At 50.2% G+C, this 17,982-nt stretch carries 18 protein-coding genes; 9 read left to right on the top strand and 9 right to left on the bottom strand.

All coding sequences use genetic code 11. The annotated features are described in order from the left end of the window. Positions 1-68: 68 nt before the first annotated feature. The gene (mgtE, locus tag AGRI_RS09040; protein ID WP_008984648.1) at positions 69-1,412 is read right to left on the bottom strand and encodes a magnesium transporter; all 1,344 of its coding nucleotides are present in this window, start codon (positions 1,410-1,412) and stop codon (positions 69-71) included. Between the two features lie 288 nt (positions 1,413-1,700). Here mgtE and AGRI_RS09045 point away from each other — a divergent pair, with 288 nt between their 5' ends. The 3 genes from AGRI_RS09045 (at position 1,701) to AGRI_RS09055 (ending at position 5,092) form a co-directional block, all read left to right on the top strand. Continuing rightward, positions 1,701-2,501: a DUF432 domain-containing protein gene (locus AGRI_RS09045; protein WP_008984649.1), complete on the top strand. Its 801-nt coding sequence runs from the start codon at positions 1,701-1,703 to the stop codon at positions 2,499-2,501. Between the two features lie 9 nt (positions 2,502-2,510). Then, a complete protein-coding gene (locus AGRI_RS09050) occupies positions 2,511-3,377 on the top strand; it encodes a mechanosensitive ion channel family protein (protein ID WP_008984650.1) in 867 nt (288 codons plus the stop codon). A gap of 77 nt (positions 3,378-3,454) precedes the next feature. After that, on the top strand, positions 3,455-5,092 hold the full coding sequence (locus AGRI_RS09055) for a BamA/TamA family outer membrane protein (RefSeq protein ID WP_008984651.1): 1,638 nt from the start codon (positions 3,455-3,457) through the stop codon (positions 5,090-5,092). Between the two features lie 43 nt (positions 5,093-5,135). Here the strand turns inward: AGRI_RS09055 and mutM are convergent, their stop codons facing one another. The 5 genes from mutM to radC all read right to left on the bottom strand — a co-directional run bounded on the left by mutM (position 5,136) and on the right by radC (position 7,853). Beyond that, entirely contained in the window at positions 5,136-5,960 is an 825-nt protein-coding gene (gene mutM, locus AGRI_RS09060; protein WP_008984652.1) for a bifunctional DNA-formamidopyrimidine glycosylase/DNA-(apurinic or apyrimidinic site) lyase, read from the bottom strand. 38 nt (positions 5,961-5,998) lie between these two features. Further along, positions 5,999-6,454 (bottom strand): hypothetical protein, encoded by a 456-nt coding sequence (locus AGRI_RS09065; protein ID WP_008984653.1) that lies wholly within the window; start codon positions 6,452-6,454, stop codon positions 5,999-6,001. A gap of 114 nt (positions 6,455-6,568) precedes the next feature. Next, positions 6,569-6,724 (bottom strand): 50S ribosomal protein L33, encoded by a 156-nt coding sequence (rpmG, locus tag AGRI_RS09070; protein ID WP_008219722.1) that lies wholly within the window; start codon positions 6,722-6,724, stop codon positions 6,569-6,571. Positions 6,725-6,735: 11 nt separating this feature from the next. Further along, positions 6,736-6,972, bottom strand: a complete 237-nt coding sequence (gene rpmB, locus AGRI_RS09075) for a 50S ribosomal protein L28 (RefSeq protein ID WP_008950179.1) — start codon at positions 6,970-6,972, stop codon at positions 6,736-6,738. Between the two features lie 206 nt (positions 6,973-7,178). After that, complete coding sequence (radC, locus tag AGRI_RS09080) at positions 7,179-7,853, bottom strand: RadC family protein (RefSeq protein WP_008984654.1); 675 nt, start codon at positions 7,851-7,853, stop codon at positions 7,179-7,181. 108 nt (positions 7,854-7,961) lie between these two features. On the opposite strand from radC, the gene coaBC reads away from it, so the two are divergent. From coaBC to slmA, 3 genes are read left to right on the top strand one after another with little or no spacing between them, the layout of a single operon-like run. Next, positions 7,962-9,170, top strand: coding sequence for a bifunctional phosphopantothenoylcysteine decarboxylase/phosphopantothenate--cysteine ligase CoaBC (coaBC, locus tag AGRI_RS09085; RefSeq protein WP_193353433.1), 1,209 nt, complete (start codon positions 7,962-7,964; stop codon positions 9,168-9,170). 36 nt (positions 9,171-9,206) lie between these two features. Continuing rightward, positions 9,207-9,665: a dUTP diphosphatase gene (gene dut, locus AGRI_RS09090; protein WP_008984656.1), complete on the top strand. Its 459-nt coding sequence runs from the start codon at positions 9,207-9,209 to the stop codon at positions 9,663-9,665. A gap of 51 nt (positions 9,666-9,716) precedes the next feature. Next, on the top strand, positions 9,717-10,310 hold the full coding sequence (gene slmA, locus AGRI_RS09095; RefSeq protein ID WP_008606820.1) for a nucleoid occlusion factor SlmA: 594 nt from the start codon (positions 9,717-9,719) through the stop codon (positions 10,308-10,310). 69 nt (positions 10,311-10,379) lie between these two features. On the opposite strand, the gene AGRI_RS09100 is transcribed toward slmA, so the two are convergent. The 3 genes from AGRI_RS09100 to rph all read right to left on the bottom strand — a co-directional run bounded on the left by AGRI_RS09100 (position 10,380) and on the right by rph (position 12,223). Beyond that, a complete protein-coding gene (locus AGRI_RS09100; protein ID WP_008984657.1) occupies positions 10,380-10,751 on the bottom strand; it encodes a diacylglycerol kinase in 372 nt (123 codons plus the stop codon). Positions 10,752-10,856: 105 nt separating this feature from the next. Continuing rightward, entirely contained in the window at positions 10,857-11,501 is a 645-nt protein-coding gene (gene pyrE, locus AGRI_RS09105) for an orotate phosphoribosyltransferase (RefSeq protein ID WP_008984658.1), read from the bottom strand. A gap of 2 nt (positions 11,502-11,503) precedes the next feature. Next, on the bottom strand, positions 11,504-12,223 hold the full coding sequence (gene rph / locus AGRI_RS09110; RefSeq protein ID WP_008984659.1) for a ribonuclease PH: 720 nt from the start codon (positions 12,221-12,223) through the stop codon (positions 11,504-11,506). A gap of 211 nt (positions 12,224-12,434) precedes the next feature. Between rph and AGRI_RS09115 the strand changes: the two genes are divergently transcribed. The 3 genes from AGRI_RS09115 to AGRI_RS09125 all read left to right on the top strand — a co-directional run bounded on the left by AGRI_RS09115 (position 12,435) and on the right by AGRI_RS09125 (position 17,979). Continuing rightward, positions 12,435-13,295 carry a YicC/YloC family endoribonuclease gene (locus tag AGRI_RS09115; RefSeq protein ID WP_008984660.1) on the top strand — a complete coding sequence of 287 codons (861 nt, stop codon included), beginning with the start codon at positions 12,435-12,437 and terminating at the stop codon, positions 13,293-13,295. Positions 13,296-13,435: 140 nt separating this feature from the next. After that, a complete protein-coding gene (locus AGRI_RS09120) occupies positions 13,436-16,279 on the top strand; it encodes an SNF2-related protein (RefSeq protein WP_008984661.1) in 2,844 nt (947 codons plus the stop codon). Beyond that, entirely contained in the window at positions 16,279-17,979 is a 1,701-nt protein-coding gene (locus AGRI_RS09125) for an AIPR family protein (protein WP_008984662.1), read from the top strand. Before AGRI_RS09120 ends, AGRI_RS09125 begins: the two co-directional genes overlap by 1 nt. Positions 17,980-17,982: the final 3 nt, after the last annotated feature.

The following is a 17,982-nucleotide window of genomic DNA, read 5'->3' on the forward strand; positions in this document are numbered from 1 at the left end:
AGATATTGAATAGACGACAGTTGCGCAATAGTACCTTTGGGTTGGTACCAGCGAATAAAAATATTTTTTTATAAACCTAAGTACCAGGTAGCAATCGAAAAGTACAACACCACCCCGGCAACGTCCGCAATAGAGGTAATCAAAGGGCCACTGGCGGTAGCCGGATCCAGCTTAAAGCGACTGAGTAAAAACGGCAGCGACATGCCGATTAAGCTGCCCACCAATACCACCAGCATCATGGTAGAGGCCACAACAACAGCGATATCCGCCCCACCACGCCAGAAGCCCAGGCCAACCACAGCCGCAGACATCGTCAAACCCAGCAAGCCTGCGACTAAACATTCTTTACCCAATAAATAGCCCCAGTCTCGCAGCTTGATATCACCGGTGGCCAGCGCCCGAACCATGAGGGTGCCGGATTGTGCGCCAGCGTTACCGCTACTGGCGATCAGCAACGGCAGGAAAAACAATAATGCCAGATAGCTGGAGATGGTATCTTCAAAGTACGCGATACCGGCACCGGAAAAAATATTACCAAATACCAATACCACTAACCAAAACACCCGTTTGCGATATAACAAACCGATACCGGCATGTTTAACGCTGCTCTCCAGCTTGCCGATAGTGGCCGTTTTATGGAAGTCTTCTGTCGCTTCCTCTTGCGCAACGTCCATCGCATCATCATAGGTGACAATACCAACCATTTGCTGCTGCTCATTAACAATTGGCAAGGCCAGTAAATCATACTTAGCAATCAACGCCGCGACCTCTTCCTGTGGCATTTCGACACTGGCAGCAATGGGATCATGATTCATCAGATCATCAACCTGCATGCTGACCGGCGCCAGGATCAGGTCGCGTAAACTGACAACACCAATTAGCTTACGCGCTTTATCCACCACATAAGCAGAATAAATGGTTTCTTTGTCCGGTGCTTCGCGGCGCAAGACTTCTATCGCTTCGCGCACCGTTAACTCGGGCTGCAGAATGGCGTAGTCCGACGTCATAATAGCGCCGGCTGTCCCTTCCTCATGGGCTGTAAGTCGTAACAAATCTTCGCGTTCTGCCTGCGCCAGCGCTGGCAGCAAGGTATCCCGTTGTTCTTCGGTTAAGCGGTTAAACAAGTCGGCACGTTCATCAGACGACATTTGCCGGATAATCGGCGACAATTTGCGCCGGCTGACCCGAATCGCCAGCCGCACTTGCTCTTCGGCGGGTAAGTAGCCAAACACCTCAGCCTGTTCGGCCCGCGGCAGTGCCGTCAGTAAAATCCATAGATCCTGAATTGAAAACTCAGTTAAGGCAGCGGCATAGTCAGCCGGATGCACATCTTCCAGTTGGTCACGGACCAGATGTACCGTATCGCGCTCCAGAGCGGTGCGCAGGGTATCGATAAGAACGGGTAATTCCATAACGGCCTCTTATCAGCTTAGGCGCCTGATAAGAGACATTACAGCGTCAGCTTATTAAGCGCAGATTAATTCGGATCTTGGGAATATGCAGGCCAGGCCTGCTACTGGGTAAGTCCATAAAGGATGCAAACTCCACAAGGATAAGGGTTAGGTTGCCAGCTCGAAGCTGGCTAAATTGCTGGTTATTTTATAGTTTAACCAAGCTGAACTCAACCTGAGCGGTAAAAGTTTTGTGGTACAACAAGGGCTTTCTGCTAGCATAGCCAAATTGACAGAAGAGGAAATGGCATGACAGATGCGAACAGCCTGAGCCAGTGGTGGCAGCCGCAGAAACTGGCATTAGACGAATGCTATCAGGCAGCAATAGGCCCGTTAACACTCTATCTGAAACGCCGCCAACAGGAATGGCTGGTCAGTTCAGAGTATAGTAGCGATCCGGACAGCGCCTATCGCCTGCAGTTGACCCAAGCGTCCTGCTTACCGGAGTTACTGGCTAGTCAGCGCTTTATTTTCCGGCATAGCCCGGCCGGTTTTTGTTTAAAACCCAAGCTGTTAGACAGACCAGTGGTGATTAAAACCCGGCAAAGCGTGAGTATTCCTCCCGGCGAGCAAAGCGTGTTTTATATCAGCTCCCCGCTGCGGGTAGAATTGGTGCTGCAGGATCCGGAACTTACCTTGTTCAGCCTGCCAATCCAACGACTATCCGATACCTGGTTTGGTGCCAATACCCAACATGGCGAGCTCTGTTATGCCGATAAAACCCATGCCCGGCATAGTTTGGCCGAAATCCCGGCCCGGCCGCACCGCGCGGTAACGCCTATCACCATCGAAAACCATTCCACCCGCATGCTGACGATTGATAAGCTGAGTATTCCGCTGCCCTATCTGGCACTATACGGCGCTGACGACGGTAGCCTGTGGACCGATCCTATTACCCTGCAACACGAAAATCTGAATAGCCTGACCCGTTTTCAATTGAATAAACAATTACCACGGGATCTCACCAGCAGACATCAGCTGGCGGCGCCGGTGCACACACCGGATAAACATGGACTGGTCCGGGCTTTTACCGGCATTTTCAACCAGTAAGGGATTTTTATGCTTGAGACTTTATGGCAATTTCTGCAATCGGAGCTGGTTATCAATAGCCTACAGGCGCTGTTACTACTGAGCCTGGGATTTATCCTGGCGCGCACGGCATCGAAAACCGCCGAAAAACTGATTAGTAAAAGCTTTTCCCGCCATCATGCGTTGTTGTTCCGGCGGGTGGTGTACTGGCTGGTGCTGGCGCTGTTTGTGGCTTCGGCCTTGCATCAACTGGGCTTCTCTCTTGGCGTGTTGCTTGGCGCAGCCGGGGTGTTATCAGTAGCCATCGGCTTTGCCTCACAAACCTCGGCTTCAAACCTCATCAGTGGTTTATTTCTGATTGGCGAACAACCTTTCCAAATTGGCGATGTGATTAAAGTCGGTAATACCACTGGTGAGGTGCTGTCGATTGATCTTCTGTCGGTGAAACTGCGCACCTTCGATAATCTGTTTGTGCGGATCCCGAATGAAAGCCTGATCAAAACCGAAATGACCAATTTAACCCGGTTTCCGATCCGCCGTTTTGATTTATTACTGGGTGTCGCCTATAAAGAAGACATTGCCCGAGTGCGCAAAGTACTGTTTGATGTCGCCGACCAAAACCCGTTGTGTCTGGACGAACCGGCGCCATCATTTTTATTTACCGGCTTTGGTGAATCATCACTCAATATCCAATTTTCGGTGTGGAGTACCACCGAAAACTTCCGCGAACTACGCAACAGTCTGCAGGAAGAGATAAAGCTCGCTTTTGATGCTGCTAATATTGAGATCCCGTTTCCGCACCGCACCCTGTATGCCGGCAGTGAGACCCCACCTTTCCCGGTGCGGATTGTCAGCGATACGGCAACTGGCAATACTGACGCTGCAACTAAGGGCTGACAATGCGGTCAAAACTGGTAAATCAGCGGTGTGTTAGCCATAGTTATCAAAGGCTAAGCTGCGGGCAGGAGGAGTAGATGTGGCGAGCCATTAGCCTGTTGTGTTGCTATTGCACCAGTTTACCCTTGTGGGCCGACTGCCGGAACGATGTCGATCCTGCTGAGCTAAAGGCTAAACGCCCTCTTGTCAGTTACATTGAATTCCAGCAGGAAAACGTCTTTGATCTGAATGAACCGGGCGTATTCTGGTTACACCGCTTTGCCAACCGCACCCATATTATTACCACCGAACAAACTATCCGCGATGATTTACTTTTTCTGCAAGACGCGCCGCTGAATCTGGCCGAGCTGGCGGAAACGGAGCGTTTACTACGCAGCCGCCGCTATCTGCGCGATGCCCGGGTTGAGGTTGTCCAATATTGCGCCGCCAGTAATAGTGTCACGGTGCGCGTCACGACCTGGGATAACTGGTCATTACTGCCGAAAATCGATTTTTCCAGCGAGGGGGGAGACACCAAGTACTCGCTGGGCGTCGCCGAGGACAACCTGCTGGGTTCAGGTAATCAGATCCAGCTCGATTACAGCAAAGACAGTGAGCGCAGCGGCTATTTGCTCAGCTTTGCCAGCCCGAATATCTTCGGTAGCCACTGGAATACCCTGCTTAGCTATGCCGATAACTCAGATGGTGAAAACTATCGCTTCGCAGTACAGCGGCCGTTCTACCGGCTGGATTCGAACTGGGCCTTTAATGCTGACCTGCTGAAAAACAAAGAGCAGGTCACCGACTACTTATTATCGGAAACCGTTAACGAATATAACCGCACCCGGCATCAGTTTGATGCTTCTGCCGGTTTTAAACTGGCACTGCGCGGTCACACCATCCAACGGCTAAATATTGGTATGCAGCTGGAGGATGTTGATTTTAATGAACTGGACAGTACGGTTTTAAGCTTGCCTGAACAACGCAACCTGTCTTACCTTTACCTGGAATACCAGTTACTGCAGGACGACTTCTACAAGCTGTTTAATATCAATCAGTTTAACCGGGTAGAGGATATTAATGCCGGCTGGCAACTGCGGCTGCGGTTGGGCTTTTTGCAACCCTGGTTGGGCGCCGATGAAGATGGCTTAAGGCTGGAAGCGGAAGTAAGCAAAGCCTGGCAGCTGAACAACCGCACCTGGCTTTTTTCAGAACTGGCTTATCAGCAGCTGGACTGGCAGCAGCGCAAGCAGGAGTTGTGGCATCTGGGCTTACAGCTTAATCATCAGCTCAACGCCCGTAATAGTCTGGTCGGTAGTATTTCAGCTGAACGCGGCCGCAATTTGTTTGCCGACGAAGCGCTGTATCTGGGTGGTGATAGCGGCTTGCGTGCCTTCCCGCTGTATTATCAGCGCGGCGACAACCGCATGGTGGCGACCGCTGAGTATCGCCACTATACCGACTGGAATTTATGGCAGATTTTTGATGTCGGCTTTGCCGCCTTTGGTGATGTCGGCCGCAGCTGGGGCGGCCGCTCCGCAGAGGATTTGGCCGCATTAAACGGTAAAGTCGGTATCGATGATGAAATTCTGTTTGGCCTGGGCGTCGGCATCCGTTTACTGTCCAGCCACTCCAGCCGCGGCACCATGATTCATCTGGATCTGACGCGGCCAATCAGTGATAACCCGGATCTCGGCAGCTGGCAGTGGCGTGTGACTGCCAAGCGCCGTTTTTAACACTACGTCAGACTAAAAACTAAGCAGCAAACGTCAACACGCTCTAGTTCTTTTGCAGCAACGGCTGACAGAGCGGGCAAAATACCGTACTGCGCTGGCCCAACCGCACTTCTGACAGCGCAGTGCCGCAGTTAACGCAGGGCTGGCCACCGCGGCCATATACCAGTAACTCCTGTTTAAAATAGCCCGGTTTACCGTCTACCTGACTAAAATCACGCAGCGTGGTGCCGCCCTGCACTATTGCCGCCGCCAGGGTTTCTTTGACGATGGTACACAGCAGTGCCAGCTTATCCGCACTGACGTCGCGCGCCGGTTGCTGCGGATTAATGCCGGCTTTAAACAAGGCCTCATTGGCATAAATATTCCCGACACCAACCACCACATGGTTATCCATTAATACCAGTTTGATCGCGGTGCCGCGACGCTGACAAGCCTGGATCAGGGTTTCAGCGGTAAAGTCGGCTGTTAATGGCTCAGGCCCTAACTGGGCCAGCAACGGATGTTGCTCGCCTTGTGCCTGCCACAGCACAGCACCAAAGCGCCGGGTATCGTTTAAGCGCAGTGCGGTACCGTTTGCTAATAGCAAATCCAGATGATCATGTTTACCCGGCACCAGATCCGCCGGCACCACCTTTAAATGCCCCGACATCCCCAAATGCAGAATAATACTACCGCCGGGTAAATCCAGCAGTAAATACTTGGCGCGCCGTCTTACCGCTAAAATCGGCTGCTGCTGTTGCTGCAGCACCTCATCCGGTACCCACCAACGCAACTGACGCTGCCGGGCGACAACCTTGGTTAGCTGTTGCCCTTGCAAATGCGGGCTGATCCCCAGGCGCGAGACCTCAACTTCAGGTAACTCTGGCATCTTATACTCCGGTATCTAGGGCGTGTTCACGTAAGGGGTTAATCAATTAAAAACAGCAGCCGTGCCTGCGCGGCAGGCAGCAAATAAAGCTGGGGCTGCCCTACCTGTTGTAGTAAATAATCCTGCTGTGCGGGATAGAGCAACCAGATGGTAGGTGCAAACTCGCCGGCCAGCTGCACACTGGCCTGGGCAACCGGCGCCTGAGTGGGCTTAGCTGCGCCAACGGCTGGCTGCAGGGGTGTATAGAGCCAGGCATTTAGCATTTGCTGGGCACTGACACTGCTGTTGCTGCGTGGTTGCAACTGCCATTGCCCGGCCGCCTGCACTAAACGCACGTCTGCTACCGCAATACTCAGCAGCTGCGATTGTTCCGGTAATAAGCTGGTGGTGGCTGGTGCCTGGCCCGTACCCCGCCAGTCATACAGACTAAACATCAGTAACAGCACCACAAAAATCAGCACATTATTCCAGTTACGGCGAGACAGTTTCAGCATAAGGTTAGCAGCGGCAGAACACAGTGGTTCGCAAGTGAGTATGAATAACGCAGATAGTAACGGCAGCAGGGCTAAAAAGCAAAAACCCGGCAGCGCCGGGTTTCTGGGGTTCGATTACTTGATTTTCGCTTCTTTGAAAATCACGTGCTTACGCACTTTAGGATCGAACTTTTTGATTTCCATCTTTTCTGGCATAGTGCGCTTGTTCTTCGTTGTCGTGTAGAAGAAGCCAGTGCCAGCAGAAGAAACTAAACGGATTTTATCGCGCATTTGTTAATTCCTTATACCTTGTGACCGTTGGCACGAACTTCTGCTAACACAGCGTCGATACCTTTCTTGTCAATGATACGCATACCCTTGGTAGAGGTACGTAAAGTGACGAAACGGTTTTCGCTTTCAACCCAGAAACGGTGCGTTTGCAGGTTAGGCAGGAAACGGCGCTTAGTCGCGTTGTTGGCGTGCGAACGACGGTTACCTACCATCGGACCTTTGCCAGTTACTTGGCATACTCTAGACATGTCAATATTTCTCCAAAATTACGTCAGCTCGAGCTATCTTTCACCCTTCTGGCCTTGAAGGTTGCCCCGAAAATGGATGAGGGCGCACTTTATACACGAAAGTACGGTTAAACTCAAGACAAATTCATTTTCCCGGCCAGCGGGCAGCGCTGCGAAAACGCCTTGCATCGAGACTCACGCCGGGCTGTACTCAGGTGCATTACCTGCTACAACCAGCCACGCTCTGCAAAAGACACCACTTCCGCATCACCTACCACAAAATGGTCCAGCACCCGGATATCAACCAGTGCTAAAGCCTGGGTCAGGCGCTCCGTTATTGCCCGGTCGGCGCGGCTTGGCTCAGCCACCCCAGAGGGGTGATTATGCGCCAGAATAACGGCGGCGGCATTATGCTTCAAAGCGTGCTGAACTACAATACGCGGGTACACCGGGGAGGCATCAATAGTGCCGTAAAATAATGGCTCGGAACCAATCATACGATGTTGATTATCAAGGTAAAGTACCAGAAAGACTTCGCGTAGTTCACCGCTAAGCTGATGGGCTAAATATTTTCGCACTACCGAAGGCTCTGAGCAGACCGTGTCGCGTTTTAGCTGCTGCTGCAAAAAACGCCGGCTTAACTCCAGTACCGCCTGCAACTGCACATACTTGGCTTCACCTAAACCGCGGGCATTACAAAACTCGCTGCGACTGGCGCCGAGCAGGGCGCGTAAATCACCAAACTGCTGCAATAACTGCCTGGCCAGACTCACCGCGTCGGTACCGGCAATACCGGTGCGTAAGAAAATCGCCAGTAGCTCGGCATCCGATAAGGTGGCCGGCCCCAATGTTAACAGTTTCTCCCGTGGTCGCTCACTGAGCGGCCAGTCTGTAATTGCCATCCTGACCTCCTGTTGTTGATGTTGTCAGCGCTTAGCAGCTGAACGGGTGCTGAATTGGAGTTTCCGTGCTATCTTATGCCGACCGAGGCTGAAGCAGGACCAGAAATCATGTTGCAAACCCTTGCTGATAAACGCATTTTACTTGGCATTAGCGGCGGTATTGCTGCCTATAAAAGTGCCGATCTGGTGCGGCGCTTAACCGAACGCGGCGCCGACGTCCGGGTTATTCTGACCAGCGCGGCGCAGGAATTTATTACCCCTCTGACGCTGCAAGCCGTCTCCGGTAATCCGGTTAGCCACAGCCTGCTCGATCCGGCCGCAGAAGCAGCGATGGGCCATATTGAACTGGCAAAATGGGCCGATTTAATCCTGATAGCACCGGCGAGTGCCGATGTGATCGCCCGGCTGGCGCACGGCTTAGCCAATGATCTGCTTACCACCTGTGTACTTGCCAGTAGTGCCCCTGTTGCGGTAGCGCCGGCGATGAATCAGCAGATGTATAAAAATATAGCTACCCAAAAGAATCTCGCAACATTAAAGGAACATAATTTTCACATCTTCGGCCCGGGCGTGGGCGCACAAGCCTGTGGCGATACCGGCGCTGGCCGCATGTTAGAACCGCTGGAGCTGGTCGCGCTGACCGAGCAATTATTTAGCCCTGTAAAAAATCTGCAAGGTTTACGCATTACCATTACCGCCGGCCCGACCCGCGAAGCCATTGATCCGGTGCGCTATATCAGTAATCACAGCTCTGGCAAGATGGGCTTTGCGCTGGCTCAGGCCGCCGCGGCTATGGGCGCCGAGGTCACGCTGATCAGCGGCCCGGTGCAACTTGCTACCCCCGCCGGCGTAACACGGATTGATGTGCAAAGCGCCGAGCAAATGCATCAGGCGGCGCTATCTGCCGCGGTGCAATCGGATATTTTTATTGGCTGTGCCGCTGTCGCCGACTACCGGGTAGCGGAAATCGCGGCCGATAAACTGAAAAAAGGCGCCGAAGCGGAGATGCAGCTGACGCTGGTAAAAAACCCGGACATTATTGCCGCCGTCGCCGCCCTGCCGCAGCAGCGGCCCTTTACCGTCGGCTTTGCCGCCGAAACCCGTAACGTACTGGAATATGCGCGGCAAAAGCTGCTGAATAAGCGGCTGGATATGATTTGTGCCAATGATGTGTCGGCCAGCGATCGTGGCTTTAACAGCGATGACAATGCCCTTAGCGTGATCTGGCGCGGCGGCGAGCTGGATTTACCGAAGGCACCGAAGCAACAGTTAGCCACACAGCTGATCACCCTGATCAGCGAACATTATAAAAACTAAATTCTTAACTTATAACGCAGCGAAGCAGTAAAACCGATGAAAAAAGCTATAGATCTGAAAATTCTCGACCCGCGGATCGGCCGCGACTTTCCTTTACCGGCCTATGCCACCCCCGGCTCAGCGGGCCTGGATTTACGTGCTTGTCTGGAGCAAACTCTGGTACTGGAACCGGGCCAAACCGTGCTGATCCCAACCGGTATTGCCATTCATATTGGCGATGCCAACCTGTGCGCAACCATCCTGCCGCGCTCGGGCCTGGGGCATAAACATGGCATCGTACTGGGCAATCTGGTGGGGCTGATTGATTCGGACTATCAGGGGCCCTTGATGGTGTCGATGTGGAACCGCGGCAGCGACAGCTTTAGTATTGAACCGGGCGACCGCATCGCCCAGCTGGTGTTTATGCCGGTGGTACAGGCCGAATTTAATCTGGTCGAGGGCTTTGACAGCTCAGAGCGTGGTGAAGGTGGCTTTGGTCACTCCGGCAAGCAGTAAGGGCGCGACAACGCCCCTACTTCTGAATTAGCTAAGGATCTGAGCAGTCGCATGGCAACAATAAAAAAATCAAACCGTAAAGAAGATATCCTGCAGGCGTTAGCGGCAATGCTGCAAAGCCACAGCAATGGCCAGCGTATTACCACCGCCGCGCTGGCAGAGCAGGTTGGCGTGTCGGAAGCGGCGCTGTACCGGCATTTCCCCAGCAAAGCGCGGATGTACGAAGGGCTGATAGAATTTATTGAAGATACGCTGCTATCGCGGATCAATGCCATTACCGAAGAGCACAAAGATACCCAAACCCGCATCAGCCTGATGCTGCAGCTGGTACTGGTATTTGCCGAGCGTAACCCGGGCTTTTGCCGTATTCTGACCGGTGACGCGCTGCAGGGCGAGCAAGAGCGCCTGCTGGAGCGCGTCGCTGCACTGTTTGAAAGGCTGGAAACCCAGTTTAAACAGTGTTTACGCGAGCGCAAATTACGGGAAGGTAAAAGCTTTACTATCGATGAGGCGGAACTGGCAAACCTGCTGCTGGCCACCATAGAAGGCAAGATCAGCCAGTTTGTCCGTTCCGGCTTTAAACGCCTGCCAACCCAGTATTGGGCGGCGCAGTGGGCGTTACTCGAACAAAGCCTGTTTGCGTAATGCTACCTTGGTTAGTGCAGCTGCACTAACTAAGGCGCTCGCCACAGTGCTGACGTCGCTATAGCGGCATCAGGCCAGTTTCTGCCACAGGGCAGCGCCCCAAACCAGCGCCACTATCACTAAACTGACAAAAACTGCAGCAGAGCCCATATCCTTAGCACGACCAGATAGCTCATGCCGCTCTAAACCTACCCTATCGGTTAATGACTCAATGGCCGAATTCAGTAACTCCACTACCAGAACCAGGCACCATACCGCCAGCAGCAGGGCAAACTGCGCCACCGAGTCTGCCAGCCAGATAGCAGCAGGAATGGAAAGCAGCGTGAGCGTCGCTTCCTGACGAAAGGCAGACTCATAGCGCCAGCTGGCACTAAAACCCTGCATTGAACAACGGGCCGCTTTAATAATACGTCCGATGCCAGTCCCATTTGGTTTTTGCATGCTTAATCCTATTCCCTGTTGCTAACGCTAATACCTGCAAGAATGCGCCTATGCTGGGCGCAAACAATACGGCCAGCAAAAGCTGGCCGTAGATAAGAGATTTAATCAGGCAATGCCGTACTGGGCACGGTAAGCCTTTACCGCTGCCAGATGCTCGGCCAGCTCAGGCTTGTCTGCCAGATAGCTAATCAAGTCCGGCAGGCTGATAATCGAAATCACTTTAGTATTAAAGTCGCGCTCGACTTCCTGAATTGCCGACAACTCACCCTGACCGCGCTCCTGCCGGTCCAGTGCAATCAGCACGCCGGTCAGCTCTGCGCCCTGCGCCTGGATCAGCTGCATTGATTCGCGGATCGCCGTACCGGCAGTGATCACATCATCCACCAGCATAATACGGCCTTTAAGTGGTGCGCCGACTAAATTGCCGCCTTCACCATGGGTTTTGGCTTCTTTGCGGTTAAAGCAGTATGGCAGGTCGCGCTGATAGTGCTCGGCCAACGCCACAGCGGTGGTAGTAGCAATAGGAATGCCTTTATAAGCCGGGCCAAACAGCACATCAAATTCGATACCCGAGTCCTGCAGCGCAGCCGCATAAAAGCGGCCCAGTTTTGCCAGATCGCCACCGGTATTAAATAAGCCGGCATTAAAAAAATACGGGCTAATCCTGCCAGATTTCAGCGTAAAGCTACCAAATTTCAGTACATTGCGTGATAACGCAAATTCAATAAATTCCCGTTGAAAGGCTTTCATCGTTACTCCTTCGCCAATACCCGTTTTTGCTCGGCCACAATCTCAGTAATGGCCGCCGCACCCAGCTCCAGCATTTGCTGCATCTGCGCAAAACTAAAGGGCGCCTCTTCGGCAGTGCCCTGAATTTCAATTACTTCGCCCTGCTCAGTCATCACCAGATTCATATCGGTTTCGGCAGCCGAATCTTCGGCATAATCCAGATCGGCAACGGCTGCCCCCTGATAGATCCCCACCGACACCGCCGCCACCATATAACGCAACGGGTTCTTTTTAATCAGGCCTTTGGCCAGCATAAAGTTCAGCGCATCGACCAGTGCCACACAGGCACCGGTAATCGAGGCGGTACGGGTACCGCCATCAGCCTGAATCACATCACAGTCGATGGTAATGGTATTTTCGCCGAGCAGGCTTAAATCGACGGCGGTGCGCAGAGCGCGGCCAATCAGGCGCTGGATTTCCATAGTGCGGCCGCCCTGCTTACCACGGGCCGCTTCCCGATCATTGCGGCTATGCGTCGCGCGCGGCAGCATACCGTATTCCGCGGTAATCCAACCCTGGCCCTTACCTTTTAAAAAACGTGGTACGCCTTCGGTAACACTGGCAGTACAGATCACCTTAGTATTGCCAAACTCAACTAACACTGAGCCTTCGGCATGGGCAGTGAACTGGCGGGTAAAAGCGAGCGGGCGGATTTGACTGGCGGTACGGCCACTTGGACGCATTGGGCTACTCCTGACTGATAAATTAGCCACCATTATAGGGGCTATAGCCGCTGACGGCTATCTTTGTAACAGCTGACTTCGGCTTTAAACCCGGCGCATGGCCATGCCTAAGGCCGCGCTTAAGCGCCATTATTTACAAGTTTGGCAGCATGCCCCCAAATTCGCCAAACTCAGGTATACTCCCATTTATTTGCCGTTTTGGAACCACCTTATGATCCACAGTATGACCGCCTTCGCCCGCCACGAAACCAAAGCCAGCTGGGGCACCGCCCAGTGGGAGATCCGCTCGGTTAACCAGCGTTATTTAGAGTCCTACTTTCGCTTACCCGAACAGTTCCGTGGCTTGGAAAGCCTGCTGCGCGACAAACTGCGTAACAGCCTGCAACGCGGCAAAATTGAGGTGAATTTACGCTATCAGGCCAATCAGGCTGCCGGCGAACTGCAATTAAATGATGTGTTTGCCGAGCAACTGCTGCAAAAAGCGCAGCAATTACTGCAAAAAGCGCCGCAAGCAACGCTAAATATTGCCGACATTCTACGTTGGCCTGGCGTAATGGAAACGCCTAGTGAAGATCTCGACACCCTGCAAGCTGAGCTGCTGGCCGGTTTCGATGCCGCTTTACAAGACTTTTTAGCCGGCCGCGGCCGCGAAGGCGCCGCCATTGAAGAGATGATCCAGCAGCGTTTAACCGCTATTGGCGAGCAAGTGGCCTTTGTGCGCAGCCACTTACCGCAAGCCATGCAATGGCAACGCGACCGTATTACCAGCCGTTTAAATGAAATTAAAGCCGACCTAGACCAGGGCCGCCTGGAGCAAGAAATGGCGTTTTTAGCCTCGAAATCTGACGTCGCCGAAGAGCTGGACCGCCTTGATGCCCATATTAAAGAAACCCGCCACACCCTAAAAAAAGGCGGCGCCTGCGGCAGAAGATTAGACTTTATGATGCAGGAATTTAACCGCGAAGCGAATACGCTATCCTCTAAAGCCATCAGCACTGAGATTACCAATGCAGCGGTGGAGCTTAAGGTGTTAATTGAACAGATGCGGGAGCAGATCCAAAATATTGAGTAAACAAACTCAACAGAACATATATACCATCTTAAGTGCCTGAGAACTTTTCTATACAGTTCCGGGTAAACTTGGTATTAAATACCCAGTTTTATATGGGATTGCTCCTAAAACATAAAGATAGAGTTAGAGACTCCGATTAAATGTATAGCCAACATCAAGCCCAGTACTTCGCATGGCAGCTCACTCGACGCCTTGATAGTGAAGACGAAGATAAGCTGACCAGCGCAATTATGGATGCGCAAATAGATCTGAATCCTCATCAAGTGGATGCAGCCCTTTTCGCATTTAAAAATCCGTTGTCAAACGGTGTGATTCTGGCAGATGAAGTGGGCCTAGGTAAAACAATCGAGGCAGGTCTCGTTATTGCCCAAAAATGGGCCGAGCGCAAACGTCGTATTCTTATTATTGTCCCAGCCAATCTGCGTAAACAGTGGCACCAGGAGCTTCAAGAAAAGTTTGGTGTAGAAGGCCTAATTTTAGAGAGCGACAGCTATAAAAAAGCCAAAAAAGAAGGCATGAAAAACCCCTTTGATGCGGGTGAAAAAATAGTAATCTGCTCCTATCAATTTGCAAAAACTAAAGCAAATGACGTTCAGATGATCCCTTGGGATCTTGCAGTAATAGATGAAGCTCACAGGCTAAGAAACGTCTACAAAAAAGGCAACAAAATAGCCGCCACACTTCGTGATGCTTTGGGGCGTGCGTTTAAAGTCATGCTAACAGCTACGCCGCTTCAAAATTCGCTGCTGGAGTTGTTTGGCATGGTCAGTATCATTGATGAGAAGATATTTGGTGACCTGGACAGTTTCCGTATCAAATATGGCCGACTGAACGACGACTTTTCTTTTAATGAGCTACGGCAGCGTATTAAATCCGTATGTAAGCGTACATTAAGAAAAGATGTCGAAGCATACGTTTCTTACACCAAGCGGATTGCAATGGTGGAAGAGTTTACTCCGTCAAGCGATGAGCAGAAGCTTTACAGGCTTGTATCGGCTTATCTGCAACGTCCCAACCTCAATGCACTCCCGAGCGGTCAGCGGCAATTAATCTCCATGGTAATGTGGAAACTTTTGGCGTCATCATCCTTTGCAATAGCCGGAGCATTAAACTCAATTATCACTCGGTTGGAAGAAGATCTAGAAAATGATGACACTGAAGCTAGTGTTTTCGGTGATCTAAATGCTGACTATGAATCACTGGATGAAACTGCAGAAGAATGGTCCGATGACGAAGATAATAAGGTTCAATCGGAAAATGCCAATCGCCAATCCATTATTGATGAAATCAATGAGCTAAAGTCATTTAAAGCACTCGCAGAAAATATTCGGGAAAACTCTAAAGGAGAAGCTCTGCTAAAAGCATTGAAAATTGCTTTTGAAAAGCTCAACGAGCTTGGCGCGCAAGAAAAAGCAATTATCTTTACTGAATCTAGAAGAACCCAGGATTATTTACTCAATCTATTAGAAAACAGCGAATACAAAGATGGTATTGTGCTTTTTAATGGTACCAACAGCGATAGTCGGGCAAAAGAAATCTACAAGCAGTGGCTGTTAAAACATCAAGGTAGTGACAAAATCACCGGTTCCAAAACTGCGGATACCCGTGCTGCATTAGTAGAATACTTTAGAGAACAAGGTAAAATCATGATTGCCACTGAGGCGGCAGCAGAAGGTGTAAACCTACAATTCTGCTCGTTAGTCATCAACTATGACTTGCCGTGGAATCCTCAGAGAATTGAACAACGTATTGGACGGTGCCATCGATATGGTCAGAAGCACGATGTGGTTGTGCTTAATTTCATTGACTCAACCAATCCGGCTGACCAACGGGTTCATGAGTTACTGAAACTTAAATTCAAGATATTTGATGGAGTCTTCGGCGCTTCTGACGAGGTATTGGGTGCCATTGAAAATGGAGTAGATTTCGAGCGTCGAATTAAACAAATTTACGATACTTGCCGCGATCCGGGTGAAATTAAAAGTGCATTCGACAAACTTCAGCAAGATCTGGCACACGAAATTAACGCTCAGATGGTTAACACACGGGAGCAACTGTTTGAAAACTTTGATGAAGATGTACTACAGCGCCTGAAAATTGATACAGAAGCCTCGCTCGACAAGTACGAACAAATGTTGCTGGCGTTAACTCAAACTGAGCTTTCGAACCATTTTCTGCCTATTCAAGGTGGCTTTGTTATTAAGTCATTGCCTGCTGGAGCACCTGCGGATATCCCAACTGGGGAGTACGCACTACCTAGGCGTGATGGAGACTGTCACCTATATCGTCTAAAACACCCGCTGGCCCAGTGGGCTATTGATACTGCCAAAGCAAAAAAACTAGCTCAGGCACATCTTGTGTTTGATACCAGTGTCAGAGATACCAAAGTATCTGTTGTTGAAGAATTAAAAGGGCAAACCGGCCAATTGCAAGTATGCAGGGTGACAGTTGAATCCATGGAGCGAGCCGAAGATCACCTTGCTGTAATTGGTATCAATACCCAAGGAGAAGTAGTTCATTCAGAGGTTTTAGAAAAGCTACTTTCATATCCTATACAAAGTGATTTCCAAACCGCATTCACAGTGAGTCCAGTGATTGACAAGGAACTGTCTCGAGCTAAACAGGAATTGCTCGGTGATATCAGCCAGCGCAATCTCAAGTATTTTGTAGCTGAGGTTGAAAAGCTGGATGCTTGGGCCGACGACCTTAAAGTGGTACTAGAGCAAGATATAAAAGAAACTGACAGGGAGATCCGCGAGGTTCGCAGAACTGCGAAGCTTGCACCTGACCTTCACGAAAAGTTGCACTGGCAGAAAAAGCAAAAAGAACTCGAAAAGTTGCGTAATAAAAAGCGCCGGGAGCTATTTGAACGACAGGACGAAGTCGATGAGCGTAGAGAATCTTTAATTACTGAATTAGAAGAAAAAATGAACCAGACTGTAGAAGAACAGGTACTGTTCAGCATTACCTGGGAGGTTATTTAATGGCTGAAGGAATTAAGCCGCACGAGCTGATTCAACTGTGCAAATTATTGGATACACGGTTTGGTGGAAAGATTACTGGTACTGGTCACAAACAAATTGATAGAGAGCGGAATTTTTACACTAAGGCGCTAGCAGCCTACTTTCTAACACAAGAAGCGGGTGCATCCGATGACGAAGCCATAAAAGCGTCCATCGATGGTGGGCAAGATCATGGCATAGATTCAGTTTACGTAGACGCGACTCAGACTGTCTGGCTTGTTCAGTCAAAATATAAGGATTCGGGTGCTGGAGAAGTAGAGCTTGCTGAGGTAAACAAGTTCGTTGATGGTGTCAAAGATTTAGCTAAACAGAAATATGAGCGTTTTAATGAACATCTTCGAGCGAAAATACCGGCTTTAAACTCGGCATTTGATTCTGGCGTGGCAAAGGTCAAAGCTGTACTTACCTACACAGGCGGTGCTCTTGGAGATGATAAAAGAAGAGTAATGTCAGATTTAGAGATGGCACTAAATCAGCCTGCTGATCCCAGCTTTCTGAAGTTTATCAATTTTGGTTTGACGTCGTTTCACCGTATACAGCTGGATGAACATTTACCAATCCCAATTACGGCTGAAATTGTTTTGGAAAACTATGGCCATATTGGCGAACCCTACTTGTGTTATTTTGGCAGTATTACAGGCTCCCAATTAAAGTCTTTGAAGGTTCAGCATGGTGAAAAGCTGTTTGATGCCAATATTCGCCATTTTCAGGGAAGTACAGTCGTAAACCAGGATATATCAGAAACAATCAGGAACAATCCTGAACACTTTTTCTACTTTAATAATGGTGTAACGTTTATTTGCGATGCAATCCGCCCTGTTGGTCCCCGCGATGAAACACGCTCTAAAGGTAAATTCCGGGTAGAAAATCTTTCAGTTATCAATGGAGCACAAACGGTTAGCAGTCTGGCAGTAGACTTAAATGAGGAAACTGATGCGAAGAATGTCAGGGTTCTGGCTACCTTTATTGCACTCGATACAGATTTGGAAGAGTTTGGCGGCAAAGTTACCCGCTTCCGCAACAACCAAAATACCGTATCTGATATTGACTTCGCAGCTTTGGATGAAAACCAAATTCAATGGGCGCAAACACTTCAGCAGTCAGGTATTGTCTATCGTTACAAGTCAGGTGAGCTGGACCAAGCAGATTTTGATGTTGAAATCGCAGCTAAGGCATTGGCTTGCTGGGTTACAGATAGTGAATGTAAGTTCATTGCACAAGCCAAAACAGACCCTAAGAAACTGTTTTCGCGGTTAGCTGGTGAGGAACTACATAGCTCAACCTATCAAAATTTATTTAAAGACAGCCTACAGGCCCGGCAGCTTTGGCGGATTGTTCAAATTTATCAATTAATCCGCGAATCACTTAAATCGGATGCAAGGCAATCTACAGGTACCGATAAAGATATTATAGCTAATTCTCTTATGCTGCTTTCTCATATTGTTTATCTAAAAATAAAGTCGCATATTGACCATAATGATTTGAATCTCTCCCTGCTGCATAGCAATCTCGTTCGAACTACGGCACAAGCGATCACTCAAGTTATTATTGCCGAGTATAAAAAGGTCAACTGGGGGAAAACAGCAGCCTCTGTATTCAAAAATGCTGCTGACCTCAAAACACTGAAAAGTGCTGTTATGGCCACACTGGCTAATGCATAGGAA

The sequence above is a fragment of the Alishewanella agri BL06 genome (assembly GCF_000272005.1).
GTDB classification, from domain to species: domain Bacteria; phylum Pseudomonadota; class Gammaproteobacteria; order Enterobacterales; family Alteromonadaceae; genus Alishewanella; species Alishewanella agri.

Bases quoted from the DNA above. Each gene is read 5' to 3' on its own strand.
- rpmB (WP_008950179.1), bottom strand. From the start codon at position 6,972: ATGTCTAGAGTATGCCAAGTAACTGGCAAAGGTCCGATGGTAGGTAAC.
- rpmG (WP_008219722.1), bottom strand. From the start codon at position 6,724: ATGCGCGATAAAATCCGTTTAGTTTCTTCTGCTGGCACTGGCTTCTTC.
- AGRI_RS09100 (WP_008984657.1), bottom strand. From the start codon at position 10,751: ATGCAAAAACCAAATGGGACTGGCATCGGACGTATTATTAAAGCGGCC.
- dut (WP_008984656.1), top strand. From the start codon at position 9,207: ATGAAAAAAGCTATAGATCTGAAAATTCTCGACCCGCGGATCGGCCGC.
- mutM (WP_008984652.1), bottom strand. From the start codon at position 5,960: ATGCCAGAGTTACCTGAAGTTGAGGTCTCGCGCCTGGGGATCAGCCCG.
- pyrE (WP_008984658.1), bottom strand. From the start codon at position 11,501: ATGAAAGCCTTTCAACGGGAATTTATTGAATTTGCGTTATCACGCAAT.
- AGRI_RS09125 (WP_008984662.1), top strand. From the start codon at position 16,279: ATGGCTGAAGGAATTAAGCCGCACGAGCTGATTCAACTGTGCAAATTA.
- AGRI_RS09120 (WP_008984661.1), top strand. From the start codon at position 13,436: ATGTATAGCCAACATCAAGCCCAGTACTTCGCATGGCAGCTCACTCGA.
- AGRI_RS09050 (WP_008984650.1), top strand. From the start codon at position 2,511: ATGCTTGAGACTTTATGGCAATTTCTGCAATCGGAGCTGGTTATCAAT.
- coaBC (WP_193353433.1), top strand. From the start codon at position 7,962: ATGTTGCAAACCCTTGCTGATAAACGCATTTTACTTGGCATTAGCGGC.
- mgtE (WP_008984648.1), bottom strand. From the start codon at position 1,412: ATGGAATTACCCGTTCTTATCGATACCCTGCGCACCGCTCTGGAGCGC.
- slmA (WP_008606820.1), top strand. From the start codon at position 9,717: ATGGCAACAATAAAAAAATCAAACCGTAAAGAAGATATCCTGCAGGCG.
- AGRI_RS09115 (WP_008984660.1), top strand. From the start codon at position 12,435: ATGATCCACAGTATGACCGCCTTCGCCCGCCACGAAACCAAAGCCAGC.
- AGRI_RS09065 (WP_008984653.1), bottom strand. From the start codon at position 6,454: ATGCTGAAACTGTCTCGCCGTAACTGGAATAATGTGCTGATTTTTGTG.
- AGRI_RS09045 (WP_008984649.1), top strand. From the start codon at position 1,701: ATGACAGATGCGAACAGCCTGAGCCAGTGGTGGCAGCCGCAGAAACTG.
- AGRI_RS09055 (WP_008984651.1), top strand. From the start codon at position 3,455: ATGTGGCGAGCCATTAGCCTGTTGTGTTGCTATTGCACCAGTTTACCC.
- radC (WP_008984654.1), bottom strand. From the start codon at position 7,853: ATGGCAATTACAGACTGGCCGCTCAGTGAGCGACCACGGGAGAAACTG.
- rph (WP_008984659.1), bottom strand. From the start codon at position 12,223: ATGCGTCCAAGTGGCCGTACCGCCAGTCAAATCCGCCCGCTCGCTTTT.